Consider the following 15,003-nt stretch of genomic DNA (forward strand, 5'->3'; position numbering starts at 1 on the left):
GGGGTTGACGCCGGGTGAGATACGCCACCGGTCAAGATTCCACCAAGCCGGAATACGCGCGTGGGGGCCCGGCACTGGTAAGTGCCGGGCCCCCACGGGTGCTGTCGGTGCGTCAGATGCTGACGCCGTGCGAGCGCAGGTAGGCCAGCGGGTCGATGTCCGAGCCGTAGCCGGGTCCGGTGCGGATCTCGAAGTGCAGGTGCGGACCGGTGGAGTTGCCGGTCGAGCCGGAGAGACCGATCTCCTGGCCACCGGTGACGGTCTGGCCGGCGGAGACGTTCAGGGAGGAGAGATGGGCGTACTGCGAGAACGTGCCGTCGGCGTGCTGGATGACGACCTCGTTGCCGTACGAGCCGCTGTTGCCCGCGGAGTAGACGGTGCCCGCGCCGACGGCCTTCACCGAGGTGCCGGAGGAGGCGATGAAGTCGACACCGGTGTGGTAGCCGGAGGACCACATGGCGCCGGAGGCGCGGTACGGGGTGGAGATGCCGCCGCCGACGGGGGCGACCCAGCCGGAGGAGGATGCCTGCGCGGGGGCGGACGCCGGGGCGGCGGTGCCGGCCGGGTCACGCTCGGCGGAGCGGGAGGCGCGCGTGTCGGAGGAGGGCTTCTCCGCCTTCGGAGCGGCCTTGGGGGCCTTCTTCGGAGCGGCCTTGGGCGCCGCCTTGGCGGTCGACTTGGCGCCGAGGGTGAGCTTCATGCCGGGAAGGATCAGCGACGGGTTCTCGCCGACGACCTGGCGGTTGTCCGTGTAGAGCTTCTTCCAGCCGCCCGCGAGGTGGTGCTCGGCGGCGATCTTCGACAGGTAGTCGCCACGGACGACGGAGTACGTCTTCGGCTTGGCGGTCTTCCCGGCGGCCGGGGCCTTGGCGGGGGTCGCGGCGACGGAGGCGACGGCCTGGTGGGACGTCACGGACGGGGCGGCCTTGTCGGCGGCGTGAGCGCCGGTCGCACCGAGCAGGGGCAGGGCGACGACGGCGCCACCCGTACCGGCGGCGACGAATCCACGCGTGAGCGGGTTGGCCTTGGGACGGCGGTGCTTACCCTTTGCGGGCATGGCGAATTCCTCTCCGTCGCCTGCGAGGTGAGCTGTCGGGTTCGGACTGGAGATGTCCGGCCGCTTTTCACGCGGCTTCACCCCGAGCCGTCCGGAACGACCGGAACGGCGTACTACCTGGGTCCCCCGCTCCTGCCGTACGTGGGTGGGTGCGGATTCCGGGCGGTGGCAGGATTCGGCGGGTCCGACCGGATTGAGCGTGACGCTAGACGAGCGGGTCGAGGCGAACAAGCCGCCTCTTTTCGTTCGCAATCATGGGATGCAAATTCACACCGGATTCCGGTCACCCTCCGTGGAGGGCGGGACCTCGATCTCCTTTTCCGCTACGGGGATTGCACAAGACGATCAGGCACGGTCCGTCACCTCTATGACGCTGCTCACGCGCCGAATCCCATCTCCCCTGCAACCAGGGCGCGTTATACCTAAGGGCCCAATTCGGACAGAACACCCATTCCCATACCCCGGGGGTAGGCGGAGGCCCGGTCACCCGGGATGATTGGCCCAGGAATCGATCAGCAGTCGATCCCGATCCGCCAACCTTCAGGAGCACTCGTGACGCAGCAGCTGCCGCAGGTCCCGTCGACCGAACCCGAGCTCACCGGGGTGCGCAACTTCAGGGACGTGGGCGGACTGCCGACCGTGGACGGCGGTTCGGTGCGGTTCGGCCGCCTTTTCCGCAGCGGCCACCTGGCGCACGCCACCGAGCAGGACGCGGCGTTCCTCTCCACCCTCGGGCTGCACACGATCTTCGACTTCCGCAATGTGGCCGACCGCAAGATCGAGGGCCCGGACGTCGAACTGCCCGGCGTGCGGAACGTGAACATACCGCTCAACGACCCGGCTGACGGCAAGGAGTTCTGGAGGCTGGTCAGGACCGGCGAGCTGGAGCAGCTCCGCGGCATCCTCGGCGACGGCAAGGCGGCGGCGCGAATGTCCGATTCGTACCGGAAGATGATTGTCGAGCGGACGGCGGAGCACAGCGGCATCCTGCACGCGATGGCCGAGGACAGCGTCCCGGCGCTGATGCACTGCGCGGCCGGGAAGGACCGCGCCGGCCTCTCCATCGCCATCTCCCTGCTCGCGGTGGGCGTGGAGCACGAGGCCATCGAGGCCGACTACGTGAAGTCGAACGACCCGCACCGCCGCTACAAGGTGCAGCGCAGCTCCACCTCCGCGGACGCCATGTCGCCCGAGGTGATGGAGCTGCTCAGCCCGCTCTTCGACGCACGGGTCGAGTATCTGCGGGCCGCGTTCGAGACGATGACGCAGACCTGGGGGACGGTCGAGGGCTACCTCACGGACGGCCTGAAGCTCGCCCCGGAGACGCGGGCGCGGCTGCGTGAGCGTCTCGTCGTCGAGGTGTGACCCGGCCCCCGGCCGCTACTGGTTCTGGCCTCCGAGCATGAAGAGCAGATAGAGGAAGCCGGCGAAGAGGTGCCCGGCCACCAGATAGGCGAAGAGCCGGAGCACCAGCCCCTTGGGGAACTTGCCGGCCTCGCGCTCCTCACCGGTGACCGGTGCGGACTTCTCGGACATATCGACCCCTTTCCAGGGCTCAGCGCAGATGCGGGGCGCCGTCGCCGAGGCACAGCTCGGCGGCGGGGCTCTGCATGAGCGTGTGGACGAAGAGCAGCTCGGCCCCGCCGCGGCCGACGGCGCCGATGCGGTGCGGGGTGAGCGAGTCGAAGTGGGCGCTGTCCCCCGGATCCAGGACGTGCACGGCGTCGCCGAGGGCGAGACGCACCTGCCCGTCGAGGACGTGGAGCCACTCCTCGCCGGGGTGGACGCGCACGATGTCGGCCTTGGTGGCGTACGGGACGTGCACGCGGAGCGCCTGCAGGGCGCGGCCCGGCCCGCCGGCCTGGCGGTAGGTCCAGCCGTCGGCCTCGACGGGTTCGGACCGGTCCGCCCGGACGATCGGATCACGCTCGGGCGGAACCTCGCCCAGGAGCTCGGAGACCGTCGTACCGTAGATACGGGCGAGGGCGAGGAGCATCGGGAGCGAGGGCTGCCGGTGGCCCGTTTCGAGCCGGGAGAGATGGGCCGGGGAGAGCCCGGCCCGCTGGGCGGCGGCCTCCAGGGTCAGCCCGCGGCGTCTGCGCAGGGCGCGGAGCTGCGGCGCGACGTGCGGTGCGTCCGGCAGGGCGTCGGACGCGTCCGGTGCGGCGGGGTCCGCGGCCTGCTCCCCGTGGAGGTGTGCCATGCCTCCATTCCGCCAGGAACTTTCCTCTGAGGCAAGTTTCTTGCCCCAGAGGCAAAAGCCCATGCCGTCCCGGCGGTCAGCGTTGCGCGACCGCCTGCTTGACCAGCGTCTTTCCGAAGTCCCACATCAGCCCGCCGCCCCCGTGGGCGTCGTCCATCACAGCCGTGAAAGCGGTCACGAAGCGGTCCACGTCCGCCTCGTCGATGATCAGCGGCGGAATGAGCTTGATCACCTCCAGGTGGTCCCCCGACACCTGGGTCAGGATCCGGTGGCGCTGGAGCAGCGGCACGACGACCATCTGCGCGAAGAGACCCTTCCGGGCGGCCTGCAGCATCGTCCACCGGCTGCGCAGGGCCAGCGAGGACGGCCGGCCGAACTCGATCCCGATCATCAGGCCCCGTCCGCGGATCTCGTGCAGCAGCTCGTAGCGGGGCACGAGCTCCTTGAGGCGTGCGGAGAGCAGCTCGCCGATCCGGCGCGCGTGCGCCACCGTCCCCTCGTTCTCCATGACCGAGAGCACGGCGAGCCCGGCGGCCATGGCCTGCGCGTTGGACCCGAAGCTGGCGGAGTGGACGAGGACGCGGTCCATGGACGAGTAGACCTTCTTGAAGATCCAGTCCTTGCCGAGCGTCGCGCCGACCGGCACGTACCCGCCGGAGAGCGCCTTGGCGACGCAGAGCAGGTCCGGTTCGACGCCGTCCTCGTGCTGGTACGCGTAAAAGTCCCCGGTCCTGCCGAGACCGGTCTGCACCTCGTCGGCGATCAGCACGGCCCCGTGCCGGTGCAGCAGCTCCTGCGCGGCACGCAGGAAGCCGGGCGGGGCCTCGTGCACTCCCTTGCCCTGGATGGGTTCGACGACGAACCCGGCGACATCGCCCTTGCGCAGCTCGCGCTCCAGAGCGTCCAGGTCGCCGAGCCCGATCGCGGTGTCGGGCAGCAGGGGGGCGAACCCGTCCCGGAAGCCCTTCTCGCCGTTGACCGAGAGGGAGCCGGTGGTCAGGCCGTGGAAGGCGTGGGAGCAGTAGACGATCCTGGGCCGGCCGGTGGCGTACCGGGCGAACTTCAGCGCGGTCTCCACCGCCTCCGTACCGCTGTTTCCGAAGAAGACCCGGTCGAGGTGCGGGCTGTGGGCGAGCAGCTTCTCGGCGAGCAGCCCGGGCAGCGGCTGGCAGTCGAAGCGGGTGAGGTCCGCGAGCGAGGCGTCCAGGACGTCGTGGAGGGCCTTGCGGACGACGGGGTGGTGCCGCCCCAGGCCCATGACGCCGAAGCCGGCCAGCATGTCGAGGTGGTCGCCGCCGTCGGCGTCCCAGAAGTGGGCGCCCTCGGCCCGTACGTAGACCTTGTCGAAGCCGATGGTGTGCAGCATGCGCGGGAGCTGGTGATTGAGGTACCGGGTGTGCAGCTCGTAGCGCTCCGCGCCGCGTTCGGCGAGCAGTGCCGAGAGGTCGAACTCCTTGCTCATCGCCCCTTCTTCCGGGTCAGTGCGGCGCTGATCCGTCCGGCGATCTCCACCGGGGTCAGGCCGAGGTCGGCGAGCACCTCGCCGCGCTTGGCGTGGCCGAGGAACTGCTCGGGGATCCCGAAGGTCCGCAGCGGGACGTCGACGCCGGCGTCGCGAAGGGCCTGTCCGACCGCGGCGCCGACGCCGCCGGTGCGGATGCCGTCCTCGACGACGGCGACCAGCCGGTGCCGCTCGGCGAGCGGGACGAGGGCCTCGTCGACCGGTTTGACCCAGCGCGGGTCGACGACCGTGCATCGGATGCCGCGTCCGGCGAGCAGATCGGCGGCCTGGAGGCAGACGTCGGCCATGACGCCGACGGAGACGAGGAGCACGTCCGCCTCCGGCCCCGAGGGCTCCAGGAGGATGTCCGTCCCGCCGGTCCGCCGTACGGCCGGGACCGGCTCCCCCACCGTCTCCTTGGGGAAGCGCAGCAGGGTCGGGGCGTCGTCGACGTCGACGGCCTCGCGCAGCTGGGCGCGCAGCTCCTCGGCGTCGCGCGGAGCGGCGATCCGGAGGCCCGGCACGACCTGGAGGACGGAGAGGTCCCACATGCCGTTGTGCGAGGCGCCGTCGGTGCCGGTGACGCCGGCCCGGTCCAGGACGAAGGTGACCCCGCACCTGTGCAGGGCGACGTCCATGAGCAGCTGGTCGAAGGCGCGGTTGAGGAAGGTCGCGTACACCGCCACGACGGGGTGGAGTCCCCCGGCGGCCAGGCCGGCGGCCGAGACGACGGCGTGCTGCTCGGCGATGCCGACGTCCCAGACCCGGTCGGGGAACCGCTCGGCGAACGCCGTCAGGCCGACGGGGTGGAGCATGGCCGCGGTGATCGCGACGACGTCCGGGCGCTCCGCCCCGATCTCGGCGATGGCCTCGCCGAAGACGGAGGTCCAGGAGGGTCCGGCCGAGGGGGCGAGCGGTGCGCAGGTGAGCGGGTCCATGGCGCCGACGGCGTGGAACCGGTCCGCCTCGTCCTCCAGGGCGGGCCGGTAGCCACGGCCCTTCTCGGTGAGGCAGTGCACGAGGACGGGCCCGTTGAAGCGCTGGGCGTGGCGCAGCGCGGACTCGACGGCGGCGATGTCGTGGCCGTCGACGGGACCGACGTACTTGAGGCCCAGATCCTCGAAGAGCCCCTGCGGAGCGAACGTGTCCTTGAACCCCTTCTTGGCGCCGTGCAGCGACTCGTAGAGCGGCTGCCCGATCACGGGGGTGTGCTGGAGGACGTCCTTGCCCCAGGCGAGGACGCGCTCGTATCCGTCGGTGGTGCGCAGTGCGGCCAGGTGCTGGGCGAGGCCGCCGATGGTCGGGGCGTAGGAGCGCTCGTTGTCGTTGACGACGATGATCAGGGGCCGGTCCCGGGCGGCGGCGATGTTGTTGAGCGCCTCCCAGGCCATGCCGCCGGTCAGGGCTCCGTCGCCGATGACCGCGACGACGTGGTCGAGGCGGCCGGAGACCTCGTTGGCCTTGGCCAGTCCGTCGGCCCAGCCGAGGACGGTCGAGGCGTGCGAGTTCTCGATGACGTCGTGCTCCGACTCCTCGCGCGAGGGATAGCCGGAGAGTCCGCCCTTGCTGCGCAGCTTGGAGAAGTCCTGGCGGCCGGTGAGCAGCTTGTGGACGTAGCTCTGGTGCCCGGTGTCCCAGAGGATGCGGTCGTCGGGCGAGTCGAAGACCCGGTGCAGCGCGACGGTCAGCTCCACCACCCCGAGGTTCGGCCCCAGATGGCCGCCCGTCCTGGCGACGGCGTGGATCAGGAACTGCCGGATCTCCGCGGCCAGTTCGTCGAGCTGCGCGCCGCTCAGCGGCCGGAGGTCGCGCGGCCCCCGGATGTTCTCCAGAATCGTCATGCTCGGCCCCCTTTCGTCGTTCGGCCGTGCGGGAGGGCCGCGCCCGGTGGTGTCGCGGGCCCTCCCGTACCCGTCACGTCATCCGCGGTTCCCGGAGACGGTCTCGCGGGCCGCCCTCAGGGACTCCTTCAGCGAGCCCATGGTGGCGAGGACGGCGGTCGGCTCGTAGCCGCAGTGGGCCATGCAGTTGGCGCAGCGCGGGTCCTTGCCCCGGCCGTACTTGTCCCAGTCCGTCTCCTCGATCAGCTCCCGGTAGGTGGGGACGTAGCCGTCGCTCATCAGGTAGCAGGGACGCTGCCAGCCGAAGAGCGAGTAGTTCGGGATCGCCCACGCCGTGCAGGGGAAGTCGGCCTTGCCCTCGAGGAAGTCCAGGAAGAGCGGGGAGTGGTTGAGCCGCCACCGGCCCCGGTTGCCACCGGCGAAGGCCTTCTTGAAGAGCTCCCGGGTCTGCTCGACACCGAGGAAGTGCTCCTGGTCCGGGGCCTTCTCGTAGGCGTAGGCGGGCGAGATCATCATCTCGTCGACCTGGAGGTCGTCGTTGAGGTAGTTGAGGACCTCGATGATCGTCTGCGGGGTGTCGGTGTTGAAGAACGTCGAGTTGGTGGTGACGCGGAAGCCGCGCCGCTTGGCCTCCTTGATCGCCGCCACCGCCTCGTCGAACACGCCCTCCTTGGCGACGGACTCGTCGTGCCGCTCACGCAGCCCGTCGATGTGGACGGCGAAGGCGAAGTACCGGGAGGGGGTGAAGTCCTCCAGCTTCTTGCGCAACAGCATCGCGTTGGTGCAGAGGAAGACGTACTTCTTCTTCGCCACCAACTGGCGGACGATCTCGTCGATCTGCGGATGCATCAGGGGCTCGCCGCCCGCGATGGAGACCATCGGCGCCCCGGACTCCAGGACGGCGCCGACGGCCTGGGCGACCGGCATCCGCTGCTTGAGCACGCCGGCCGGGTGCTGGATCTTTCCGCAGCCCTCGCACTTGAGGTTGCAGGCGAACAGCGGCTCGAGCTCGACGATGAGCGGGAACTTGTCCCGCTTGCGGAGCTTCTGTTCGAAGAGATAGGTCCCGACCCGGATGGACTGTCGGAGCGGCATGGCCATAACTCGCTCACCTCCTGGGGAGCAGCAAAGAACGGTGCCATTCGAAGAATGCGGGAAGGACGGCACGAAGAACACGGAAAGCCGATATTCCACCGCGTACCGTGCCGATCCGGACCAGTTCATGTTCTGGAGCGTCCACGACCACCCGTACGGCCGCAACCGGGCGGGGCCCGGCGGCCAGCGCCGTACGGAGCGTGGCGGCGGACTCCATGTCCACCGCGATCGCCCCGGTGGCGCGCAGCTCGGCCCGCTCGTGGCCGCGCACGACGTGGTCGGAGCCGGCCAGCGGGCCGGTGTGGACGGTCCGCCCGGGGAGCGCCCGGATCAGGGCCTTCACCAGGAGCTCTGTCCCGGTGCAGGGCGTGACGCCGTCCGGTCCGCCGCGGGTCTCGTCGGCGACGATCAGGTCCCCGGGGTGCATCCCGGGGGCGAGCCCGGCGCAGAAGCCCGAGGCGACCACGACGGCGTCCCGCCAGGGCTCCCGGCCCAGCACACGGGCGACGGTCCGGCGGGCGTGGGCCGGTCCCATGCCCGTACGGACGACGGTGAACGCGCCCGGAGCGCCGGCGCGCTCGCCGCTGCGCAGGGCGAGCTGCTCGATGCCGAGCGCGCAGGCGATCAGCAGCGGCGCCGAGGAGCCGGCCGGGGGCCCCGGCTCTTCGCCCATCATCCCTCCCTGGAGACGACGGGTTCGCCGTTCACGTAGCGGCCGAGCGCCGTGAGCGGGAAGACCTGCCGGTAGAGGTGGTAGTTGATGGAGAAGTCCCAGGGGAAGCCGGTCCCGGTGAAGTACGGCTCGTCCCAGGATCCGTCGGCGCGCTGTGTCCCGGCGAGCCAGGCGATGCCCCGCTCGACGGCCCGGGAGTCGCGCCGGCCGGCCGCGAGCAGCGCGAGCAGCGCCCACGCGGTCTGGGAGGCGGTCGAGGCGCCGTGCCCGACCCAGGCCCGGTCCGAGTACGAGCGCAGGTCCTCGCCCCAGCCGCCGTCCTCGTTCTGTACGGACTCCAGCCAGGCGACGGCCCGGCGGATCGCGGGGTGGGAGCGGGGCAGCCCGGCCGCGGTGAGCGCCGGGACCACCGAGCCCGTCCCGTACACGTAGTTGACGCCCCAGCGTCCGAACCAGGCTCCGTTCGGGTCCTGTTCGGCGAGGAGCCACTCGATCCCCCTGCGGGTACCGGGGTGGTGGGCCTTGCCCTCGTGGGCGAGCATCTCCACGACATGGGCGGTGACGTCGGCCGACGGCGGGTCGACGACCTCGCCGAAGTCGCAGAACGGCAGCCGGTTGGGGAAGGGGCTGGTGTTGTCGGCGTCGAAGGCGGCCCAGGCGCCGTTCTTCGACTGCATGCCGAGGGTCCAGCGGGCGCCGCGGGCGATGGCCGACTCGACCCGGTCGGGGTCGGGGTGGCGGACCCGGCGGAGGGCGAGGATGACCTCGGCGGTGTCGTCGATGTCCGGGTAGGTGTCGTTGTGGAACTCGAACGCCCAGCCGCCCGGGGGCAGTCCGGGCCTGCGGACGGTCCAGTCGCCGGGCCGGACGATCTCCTCGCCGAGCATCCAGTCGGCCGCGCGGACGAGGGCCGGGTGGTCGGCGGGGAGGCCCGCGTCGGCGAGGGCGATGGTGGCCAGACAGGTGTCCCAGACGGGCGACTGACAGGCCTCGATCATGCGCGAGCCGTCCTCGCGCCAGACGGCGAAGCGGTCGAGTGACTCGAGGCCGGCCCGCATGACCGGATGCTTGAGGTCGTAGCCGAGGAGGTGCAGGGCGATGACCGAGTAGACGGCGGGGGGCTGGATCCCGCCCCAGCAGCCGTCGTTCTCCTGGCGTTCGACGATCCAGCGGGCGGCGACGTTCATGGCGGCCTTGCGCAGCCTGCGCGGGGCGACCTTGTGGTAGAGGTGCAGCGCCTTGTCGAGCCGCTGGAAGACGCCCTCCCAACTCGCCATCGCCGCAGGGGGCTTCACCGGGTTCGGACGGGCCGGATCGGTGTGCAGTTCGTCCAGCGGGAAGGGTGCGGGGCGCACCGGCCGCTTGGCGGAGACCACGGTGAGCGGCACGATGGTCTGCCGGGCCCAGCAGCCGAAGTCGTAGATGTTGAGCGGGAACCACTTCGGCAGGAAGATCAGCTCGGGTGGCAGCTCGGGCAGGTCGTCCCACTTCCACCAGCCGAACAGGGCGAGCCAGATCCGGGTGAAGACCCGGGCCGAGGCGATCCCGCCCCGCTCGCGGATCCAGGCGGCGGCGCGGGCCATGTGGGCGGCCTCGGGCAGGTCCCCGGCGAGGCGCAGCGCCACGTAGGCCTCGATGGTGGCGGAGAGCTCGCCGGGCCCGCCGTAGAAGGTGGCCCAGGCGCCGTCCTCGCGCTGCTCTCCCCGGATGAACTGGGCGGCGGCCCGGGTGGTCTCCGCGTCCAGGATGCCGAGGAACTGGCGCAGCAGAAGGTCTTCGGCGTCCATGGTGACGTTGGTCTCCAGGTCGCCCTTCCACCAGCCTTCGGCGTCCTGAAGGCCGAGCAGATGGTCGACGGAGCGTTCCGCGGCCCGTTTCGCGGCCTCGTCGAGGCCGGTCGCCGGCGCGGTGACGGTGGTGTCGCTGGCCGCGGCTGCCCGGGGGCCCACGGCCCCGGCGCTTCCGTCGGTCGTCGCTGTCATGGCTTCCCCTTCGTGCAGTCGAATGCTTCTGCTTCTTCGGGTCTGCCGTCGGCCGATGCCCGGTGGCACCGGCCGGCGACTGCGCACTCATATCAGGGCGATGGTGATCATCTCTTCCGTACGACGACGAAGTCGGCGAGCGCGGTCAGCTGGGCGCGGACGCGCTCGGGCATGTCCACCTCGTGCAGGGCCCGGATGGCGATGGTGTGCTGGCGACGGGCCTCCTCGGAGGTCCACTCGCGGCCGCCGGCCTCCTCGATCAGGGCCGCGCGGGTGGCGAACTCCTCCTCGGAGAAGGAGTCGAAGTCGCTGCTCTTGGCGTCGGCGGCGAGGAGTTCGCCGAGCCGCTCGGAGGCCGGGCCACCGGCCGCGAGGGCGGCGACGACGGGCAGGGACTTCTTGCGCTGGCGCAGGTCGCTCCAGGTCTGCTTGCCGGTGGACTCGGGATCGCCCCAGATGCCGAGGAGGTCGTCGACGGCCTGGAAGGCGAGGCCGAGGTGGTAGCCGTACTCCTCCAGCTTGTCGGCCGTGCGGTCGTCGGCACCGCCGAGGACCGCGCCGATGGAGACGGCGCAGGCGAGCAGGGCGCCGGTCTTGTTGCCCTCCATCTCCAGGCATTCCTCGACGGTGACCCGCTCGCGGTGCTCGTAGGAGATGTCCTGGGCCTGCCCGTCGATGAGCTTGCGGGTGGCCGTGGTCAGCCGGCGGGTGGCACGGCCGGCCTCGACGGTGCCGAGTTCGAGCAGCAGCTCGTTGGCGAGCGCGAAGAGCGCGTCGCCGACGAGGATCGCCTGCGCGGGGCCGTGGACCTTCCAGACGGTGTCGCGGTGGCGCCGCTGCTCGTCGCCGTCCATCAGGTCGTCGTGCAGCAGCGAGAAGTTGTGGACGAGCTCCACGGCGACGGCACCGGGGACACCGACCTCGGGGGCGACGCCCGCGGCCTCGGCGGAGAGCAGCGCGAGAGCGGGCCGGACGGCCTTGCCGCTGTCCCCCTCGGCGGGGTTGCCGTGGGCGTCGATCCAGCCGAAGTGGTAGGCGGCCACGGTGTCCATGGGCGGGGCGAGCCGGTCGACGGCCGCCCGCAGGACGGGGGTGGACAGGGTCCGCCCGCGCTCCAGCAGAGCGGTGACGTCCGCGGTGTCGACGGCCGGGTTCACCGGGGGCACAGTCGGCACGGTCTCTCCTCTTGTTCCAGTACTCACACTCATGCCGCCTCCTGCAGCGGATGTTCATGGTGGCGGCCGAGGGCGGAGAGCGCGGCGCCCGCGGCGCTGAAACCGCTGCGGACGGCACCCTCCATGGTCGCGGGCCAGCCGGTGGCGGTCCAAGCGCCGGCCAGGTACAGGCCGGGGGCGTGGGTGCGGGCGGCGGGACGGAGCCGGCCGACGCCCGGGGTGGGGGCGAACGTCGCTGTCCGCTCCCGGGTGACGAAGAAGTCCCGGATCCCGGCGCCGCGTGCCGCGGGCAGCAGGCGCTCCAGCTCCGGGAGATAGCGTTCGCGCAGTTCGGAGACGGGCGTGTCGATCTCGTCCTGGGCGGCGGACTGGGAGACGGCCAGGTACTGTCCGGCGCCCTTGAGGCCGGAGGAGTCGGTGCGGTCGAAGACCCACTGCACCGGGGAGCCCAGCGCGGTGAAGAAGGGCTGCCTGAGCACCTTGCGGTCGTAGACGACGTGCACGTTGAGGATCGGCGCGGTGCCGATGTCCAGGAGCCGGTCGGGGTCGTCGAGGGCGCCCTCGGGGATCAGCTCACGGGTCTCGCGCTGCGGCACGGCGAGCACGACGGCGTCGGCCTCGAGGGTCTCGCCCGGCACCTCGACGCTCCACCGGCCGTCTTCGGTACGGGTGATCCGCTCGGCCTTGGTGCGCAGTTCGGTCCGGACGCCGAGGGAGTCGAGGGCCTTGCGGGCGAGGGTGTCGTGGAGCTCGCCGAGGGGGACGTGGGCCCAGCCGATGTCGGCGGCGCCCGGTTCGGAGAGCAGGCCGGTCTTGAAGACCATGGCGGCCAGGCCCATGGAGGCGTGCGGGGCGGTGGCGTTGAGGGTGGCGACGCCGACGAGGTCCCAGAGGGCCTCGACGGCGCGCGGGGACTGGCCGTGGCGGCCGAGCCAGGTGGCGAAGTCGATGCCGTCGAGGGCGGGGTCGGCGGGGTCGAGTCCCTTGAGGGCGAGCGCGGCACGGCCGACGCTCGCGCGCTCGGCGAGGGAGAGGTGGGGGTAGGTCGCCAGGCTCGCGGCGAGGTGCAGCGGTACGGGCAGGCCGGTCCGCCGGAGCCGTCCGAGGCGGGGGCCGCGGGGGTGGGCGACGTCGAGGACGGGCACGTCGAGCCGGTCCTGGAGGGGCGCCAGGCGGGCGCCTTCGACGCGGTCGAGGAACCACCGGTAGGCGGTGCAGCAGCGCAGGTAGACGTGCTGCCCGTTGTCGACGGTGAGGTCGCCGCGCCGGAAGGAGAACGCGAGCCCGCCGAGCCTCGGCCGGCCTTCGAGGAGCGTGACGCGCACTCCGGCGTCGGCCAGTTGGAGCGCGGTGGTGATCCCGGCGAGTCCGCCGCCGATCACGACGGCGGTCGCGCCGGCCCCGGCCGCGCGGTGCGGTGTGGTGCCGTCGGTGGTCACGAGGCCTCCCCTCGGGGGGTCGCAGTCAGGGACGCCGCCCGGCGGCGGAGGGTTGCCCGGTGCCCGGGATCGTACGCGCGCATCAGACACGCCTCCTGACGATCCGTCGGGAGACGTGCCGGGTGTCGAGTCCGGAGAGACCCCGCACGGCGACGTACGCCTTCTCGCGCCCCGGGAGCGAGACCCGGCCGCGCAGCACCGCCTCCGGGTCGCGCTCGATCCGGTCGAGGAGACGGCGGTAGATCCCGGCCATCGCGGCGACGCAGGCGCCGCTGCGCCGGTCGAGCATGGGCAGCAGCCGGTAGCCCTCGGCGAACAGGGCGCGGGCGCGGCGGACTTCGAAGTGGACGAGGCCGGTGAAGTCGGAGCCGGCGGGCGGGGCCGCGCTCCCGAAGCCCTCGCCGCAGCCGAACTTGGCGAGGTCGTCGGCGGGCAGGTAGGTGCGCCCGTTGCCGGCGTCCTCGCGTACGTCCCGGAGGATGTTGGTGAGCTGGAGCGCGAGCCCGAGGGTGTCGGCGTACTCGGGGGCGCGTTCCGCGCCCTGCGCGCCCGGCTGGGTGCCGAACACTCCGAGCGAGAGCCGCCCGATCGCTCCCGCGACGCACCGGCAGTAGATCTTGAGGTCGTCCCAGGTCTCGTACGTCTCGCCGCGGACGTCCATCAGGACGCCGTCGATCAGCTCGTCGAGCCCGTCGAGCGGGATCGGGAAGCGCCGGGAGGCGTCGGCCAGGGCGACGGCGACGGGGTCGGTGTCGTCCTCGTCGACCCCGCCCCGGCGGATCCGGTCCAGCAGCGCGCGGGTTCCTTCGAGCCGGTCCCGCTTGGCCTCGGGGGCGAGCGTGCCGTCGCCGATGTCGTCGACGCGCCGCGAGAACGCGTACAGCGCGGACATGGCCTGTCGCTTCTCGGTCGGCAGGAGCCGGATCCCGTAGGCGAAGTTGCGGGCCTGCTGTCCGGTGACGGCCTCGCAGTAGCTGTACGCGGCCTGTACCGGCGCGGACGTCTCCGTCTGTCCCTCCACGGTCCGGCTCACCCCTCTCTCCGCGCTCTGAGCAAAATCGATCCCGCTTCACGCATCAGACTCCGCCTGGCGGGCCTCGGCGACCCGGCCAGGACGTCGAACCCACCTCCGGCGGCCGCGACGGCGTCGAGCGCCGCGAGTCCGCCGGCCGTGAAGCCGGCGAGCAGCAGTCGCAGTCTGCCGTGCACGCTCCCCACCAGCGGAATTCCGTCGTCGAGCAGGGCTCGGGCGCGCGCCGCCTCGAAGGCGATCAGGGCGCGTACGGAGGCGTTGGCGGTCGGCCGGGCGAGATCGTCCTCGGTGACGTGGAAGCGCTTCATGTCCTCGGCGGGCAGGTAGATCCGGTCCCGGCCGAGGTCCTCGGCGACGTCCTGGAGGTGCTCGACGATCTGCAGGGCGGTGCAGACGGCGTCGGAGCGGCGGACGCGCTCGGGGGTCGCCGTGCCGGTGATCCCGAGGACGAGCCTGCCGACGGGGTTGGCGGAGAGTTCGCAGTACGCCACGAGGTCGTCGTACGTCTCGTAGCGGCGTACGAGCTGGTCCTGGCGGTTGGCCTCGATCAGGCCGAGGAACGGCTCGGGGCCGAGGGCGCGGCGCCGCACGGTCGGCTGGAGGGCGCGGAGCAGCGGGTGGCGCGGGGTGCCGTCGAAGACCCGCAGGAGGTCGGCCTCGAAGGCGTCGAGCAGGGCGAGGCGGTCCTCGGCCCGTTCGGGGGCGACGCCGAGGTGGCGGGCGTCGGCTCCGCCGGGGGCGAGGTCGCCGTCGCCGATGTCGTCGACGAGCCGGGCGTAGCCGTAGACGGCCATGAGGTCGTCGCGCCACGCGCGCGGGAGGAAGAAGGGCGCCACGGGGAAGTTCTCGTCCGCGGCCTTGTCGAGCGTGGCGCGAGAGGAGGCGTCGGGGCGTGCCTGTCGGGTCGGCGTCACTGGCCGCTGCCCGACGCGGGGACGGCGACACCCTCGTGGAGCTGGAGATTTCGCGTCATGGCCGTCATATCTCCTGTTCTACACTGCCGA

General features: G+C 71.9%; 13 protein-coding genes and 1 riboswitch. Of the genes, 1 reads left to right on the forward strand and 12 read right to left on the reverse strand.

Annotated features, from left to right (window positions below; all coding sequences use genetic code 11):
- Positions 1-112: 112 nt before the first annotated feature.
- Positions 113-1,057 carry a peptidoglycan DD-metalloendopeptidase family protein gene (locus ACFVGW_RS01475; protein ID WP_385850275.1) on the reverse strand — a complete coding sequence of 315 codons (945 nt, stop codon included), beginning with the start codon at positions 1,055-1,057 and terminating at the stop codon, positions 113-115.
- 4 nt (positions 1,058-1,061) lie between these two features.
- Positions 1,062-1,248, reverse strand: a riboswitch (cyclic di-AMP (ydaO/yuaA leader).
- 361 nt (positions 1,249-1,609) lie between these two features.
- Between ACFVGW_RS01475 and ACFVGW_RS01480 the strand changes: the two genes are divergently transcribed.
- Entirely contained in the window at positions 1,610-2,422 is an 813-nt protein-coding gene (locus ACFVGW_RS01480) for a tyrosine-protein phosphatase (protein ID WP_383566746.1), read from the forward strand.
- A gap of 15 nt (positions 2,423-2,437) precedes the next feature.
- Here the strand turns inward: ACFVGW_RS01480 and ACFVGW_RS01485 are convergent, their stop codons facing one another.
- The 11 genes from ACFVGW_RS01485 to hpnC all read right to left on the reverse strand — a co-directional run bounded on the left by ACFVGW_RS01485 (position 2,438) and on the right by hpnC (position 14,913).
- Positions 2,438-2,593, reverse strand: coding sequence for a DUF6126 family protein (locus ACFVGW_RS01485; RefSeq protein WP_352186173.1), 156 nt, complete (start codon positions 2,591-2,593; stop codon positions 2,438-2,440).
- A 19-nt stretch (positions 2,594-2,612) separates the two neighbouring features.
- Positions 2,613-3,260, reverse strand: coding sequence for a helix-turn-helix domain-containing protein (locus ACFVGW_RS01490; RefSeq protein ID WP_385850276.1), 648 nt, complete (start codon positions 3,258-3,260; stop codon positions 2,613-2,615).
- Positions 3,261-3,336: 76 nt separating this feature from the next.
- On the reverse strand, positions 3,337-4,722 hold the full coding sequence (locus ACFVGW_RS01495; RefSeq protein WP_383220045.1) for an aspartate aminotransferase family protein: 1,386 nt from the start codon (positions 4,720-4,722) through the stop codon (positions 3,337-3,339).
- Entirely contained in the window at positions 4,719-6,602 is a 1,884-nt protein-coding gene (gene dxs / locus ACFVGW_RS01500) for a 1-deoxy-D-xylulose-5-phosphate synthase (protein WP_385850277.1), read from the reverse strand. Before dxs ends, ACFVGW_RS01495 begins: the two co-directional genes overlap by 4 nt.
- Before the next feature lie 78 nt (positions 6,603-6,680).
- Positions 6,681-7,703, reverse strand: a complete 1,023-nt coding sequence (gene hpnH / locus ACFVGW_RS01505) for an adenosyl-hopene transferase HpnH (protein ID WP_383220043.1) — start codon at positions 7,701-7,703, stop codon at positions 6,681-6,683.
- Between the two features lie 7 nt (positions 7,704-7,710).
- Entirely contained in the window at positions 7,711-8,370 is a 660-nt protein-coding gene (locus ACFVGW_RS01510; RefSeq protein WP_385850278.1) for a 1-hydroxy-2-methyl-2-butenyl 4-diphosphate reductase, read from the reverse strand.
- Positions 8,370-10,352: a squalene--hopene cyclase gene (gene shc, locus ACFVGW_RS01515; RefSeq protein WP_385850279.1), complete on the reverse strand. Its 1,983-nt coding sequence runs from the start codon at positions 10,350-10,352 to the stop codon at positions 8,370-8,372. Before shc ends, ACFVGW_RS01510 begins: the two co-directional genes overlap by 1 nt.
- Before the next feature lie 107 nt (positions 10,353-10,459).
- Positions 10,460-11,560 (reverse strand): polyprenyl synthetase family protein, encoded by a 1,101-nt coding sequence (locus tag ACFVGW_RS01520; protein ID WP_352186180.1) that lies wholly within the window; start codon positions 11,558-11,560, stop codon positions 10,460-10,462.
- Positions 11,557-12,966, reverse strand: coding sequence for a hydroxysqualene dehydroxylase HpnE (gene hpnE, locus ACFVGW_RS01525; protein WP_385850280.1), 1,410 nt, complete (start codon positions 12,964-12,966; stop codon positions 11,557-11,559). The genes ACFVGW_RS01520 and hpnE overlap by 4 nt, the downstream gene beginning before the upstream one ends.
- A gap of 82 nt (positions 12,967-13,048) precedes the next feature.
- A complete protein-coding gene (hpnD, locus tag ACFVGW_RS01530; protein ID WP_385850281.1) occupies positions 13,049-13,999 on the reverse strand; it encodes a presqualene diphosphate synthase HpnD in 951 nt (316 codons plus the stop codon).
- Positions 13,996-14,913, reverse strand: a complete 918-nt coding sequence (gene hpnC, locus ACFVGW_RS01535; RefSeq protein WP_383308281.1) for a squalene synthase HpnC — start codon at positions 14,911-14,913, stop codon at positions 13,996-13,998. Before hpnC ends, hpnD begins: the two co-directional genes overlap by 4 nt.
- Positions 14,914-15,003 lie beyond the last annotated feature (90 nt).

Origin of the sequence: Streptomyces sp. NPDC127129, assembly GCF_042671585.1 — a bacterium.
GTDB lineage: Bacteria > Actinomycetota > Actinomycetes > Streptomycetales > Streptomycetaceae > Streptomyces.

Coding starts and splice junctions, on each gene's coding strand:
- ACFVGW_RS01520 (WP_352186180.1), bottom strand. CDS start 11,560: ATGAGTGTGAGTACTGGAACAAGAGGAGAGACCGTGCCGACTGTGCCC.
- dxs (WP_385850277.1), bottom strand. CDS start 6,602: ATGACGATTCTGGAGAACATCCGGGGGCCGCGCGACCTCCGGCCGCTG.
- ACFVGW_RS01495 (WP_383220045.1), bottom strand. CDS start 4,722: ATGAGCAAGGAGTTCGACCTCTCGGCACTGCTCGCCGAACGCGGCGCG.
- shc (WP_385850279.1), bottom strand. CDS start 10,352: ATGACAGCGACGACCGACGGAAGCGCCGGGGCCGTGGGCCCCCGGGCA.
- hpnH (WP_383220043.1), bottom strand. CDS start 7,703: ATGGCCATGCCGCTCCGACAGTCCATCCGGGTCGGGACCTATCTCTTC.
- ACFVGW_RS01475 (WP_385850275.1), bottom strand. CDS start 1,057: ATGCCCGCAAAGGGTAAGCACCGCCGTCCCAAGGCCAACCCGCTCACG.
- ACFVGW_RS01510 (WP_385850278.1), bottom strand. CDS start 8,370: ATGGGCGAAGAGCCGGGGCCCCCGGCCGGCTCCTCGGCGCCGCTGCTG.
- ACFVGW_RS01490 (WP_385850276.1), bottom strand. CDS start 3,260: ATGGCACACCTCCACGGGGAGCAGGCCGCGGACCCCGCCGCACCGGAC.
- ACFVGW_RS01485 (WP_352186173.1), bottom strand. CDS start 2,593: ATGTCCGAGAAGTCCGCACCGGTCACCGGTGAGGAGCGCGAGGCCGGC.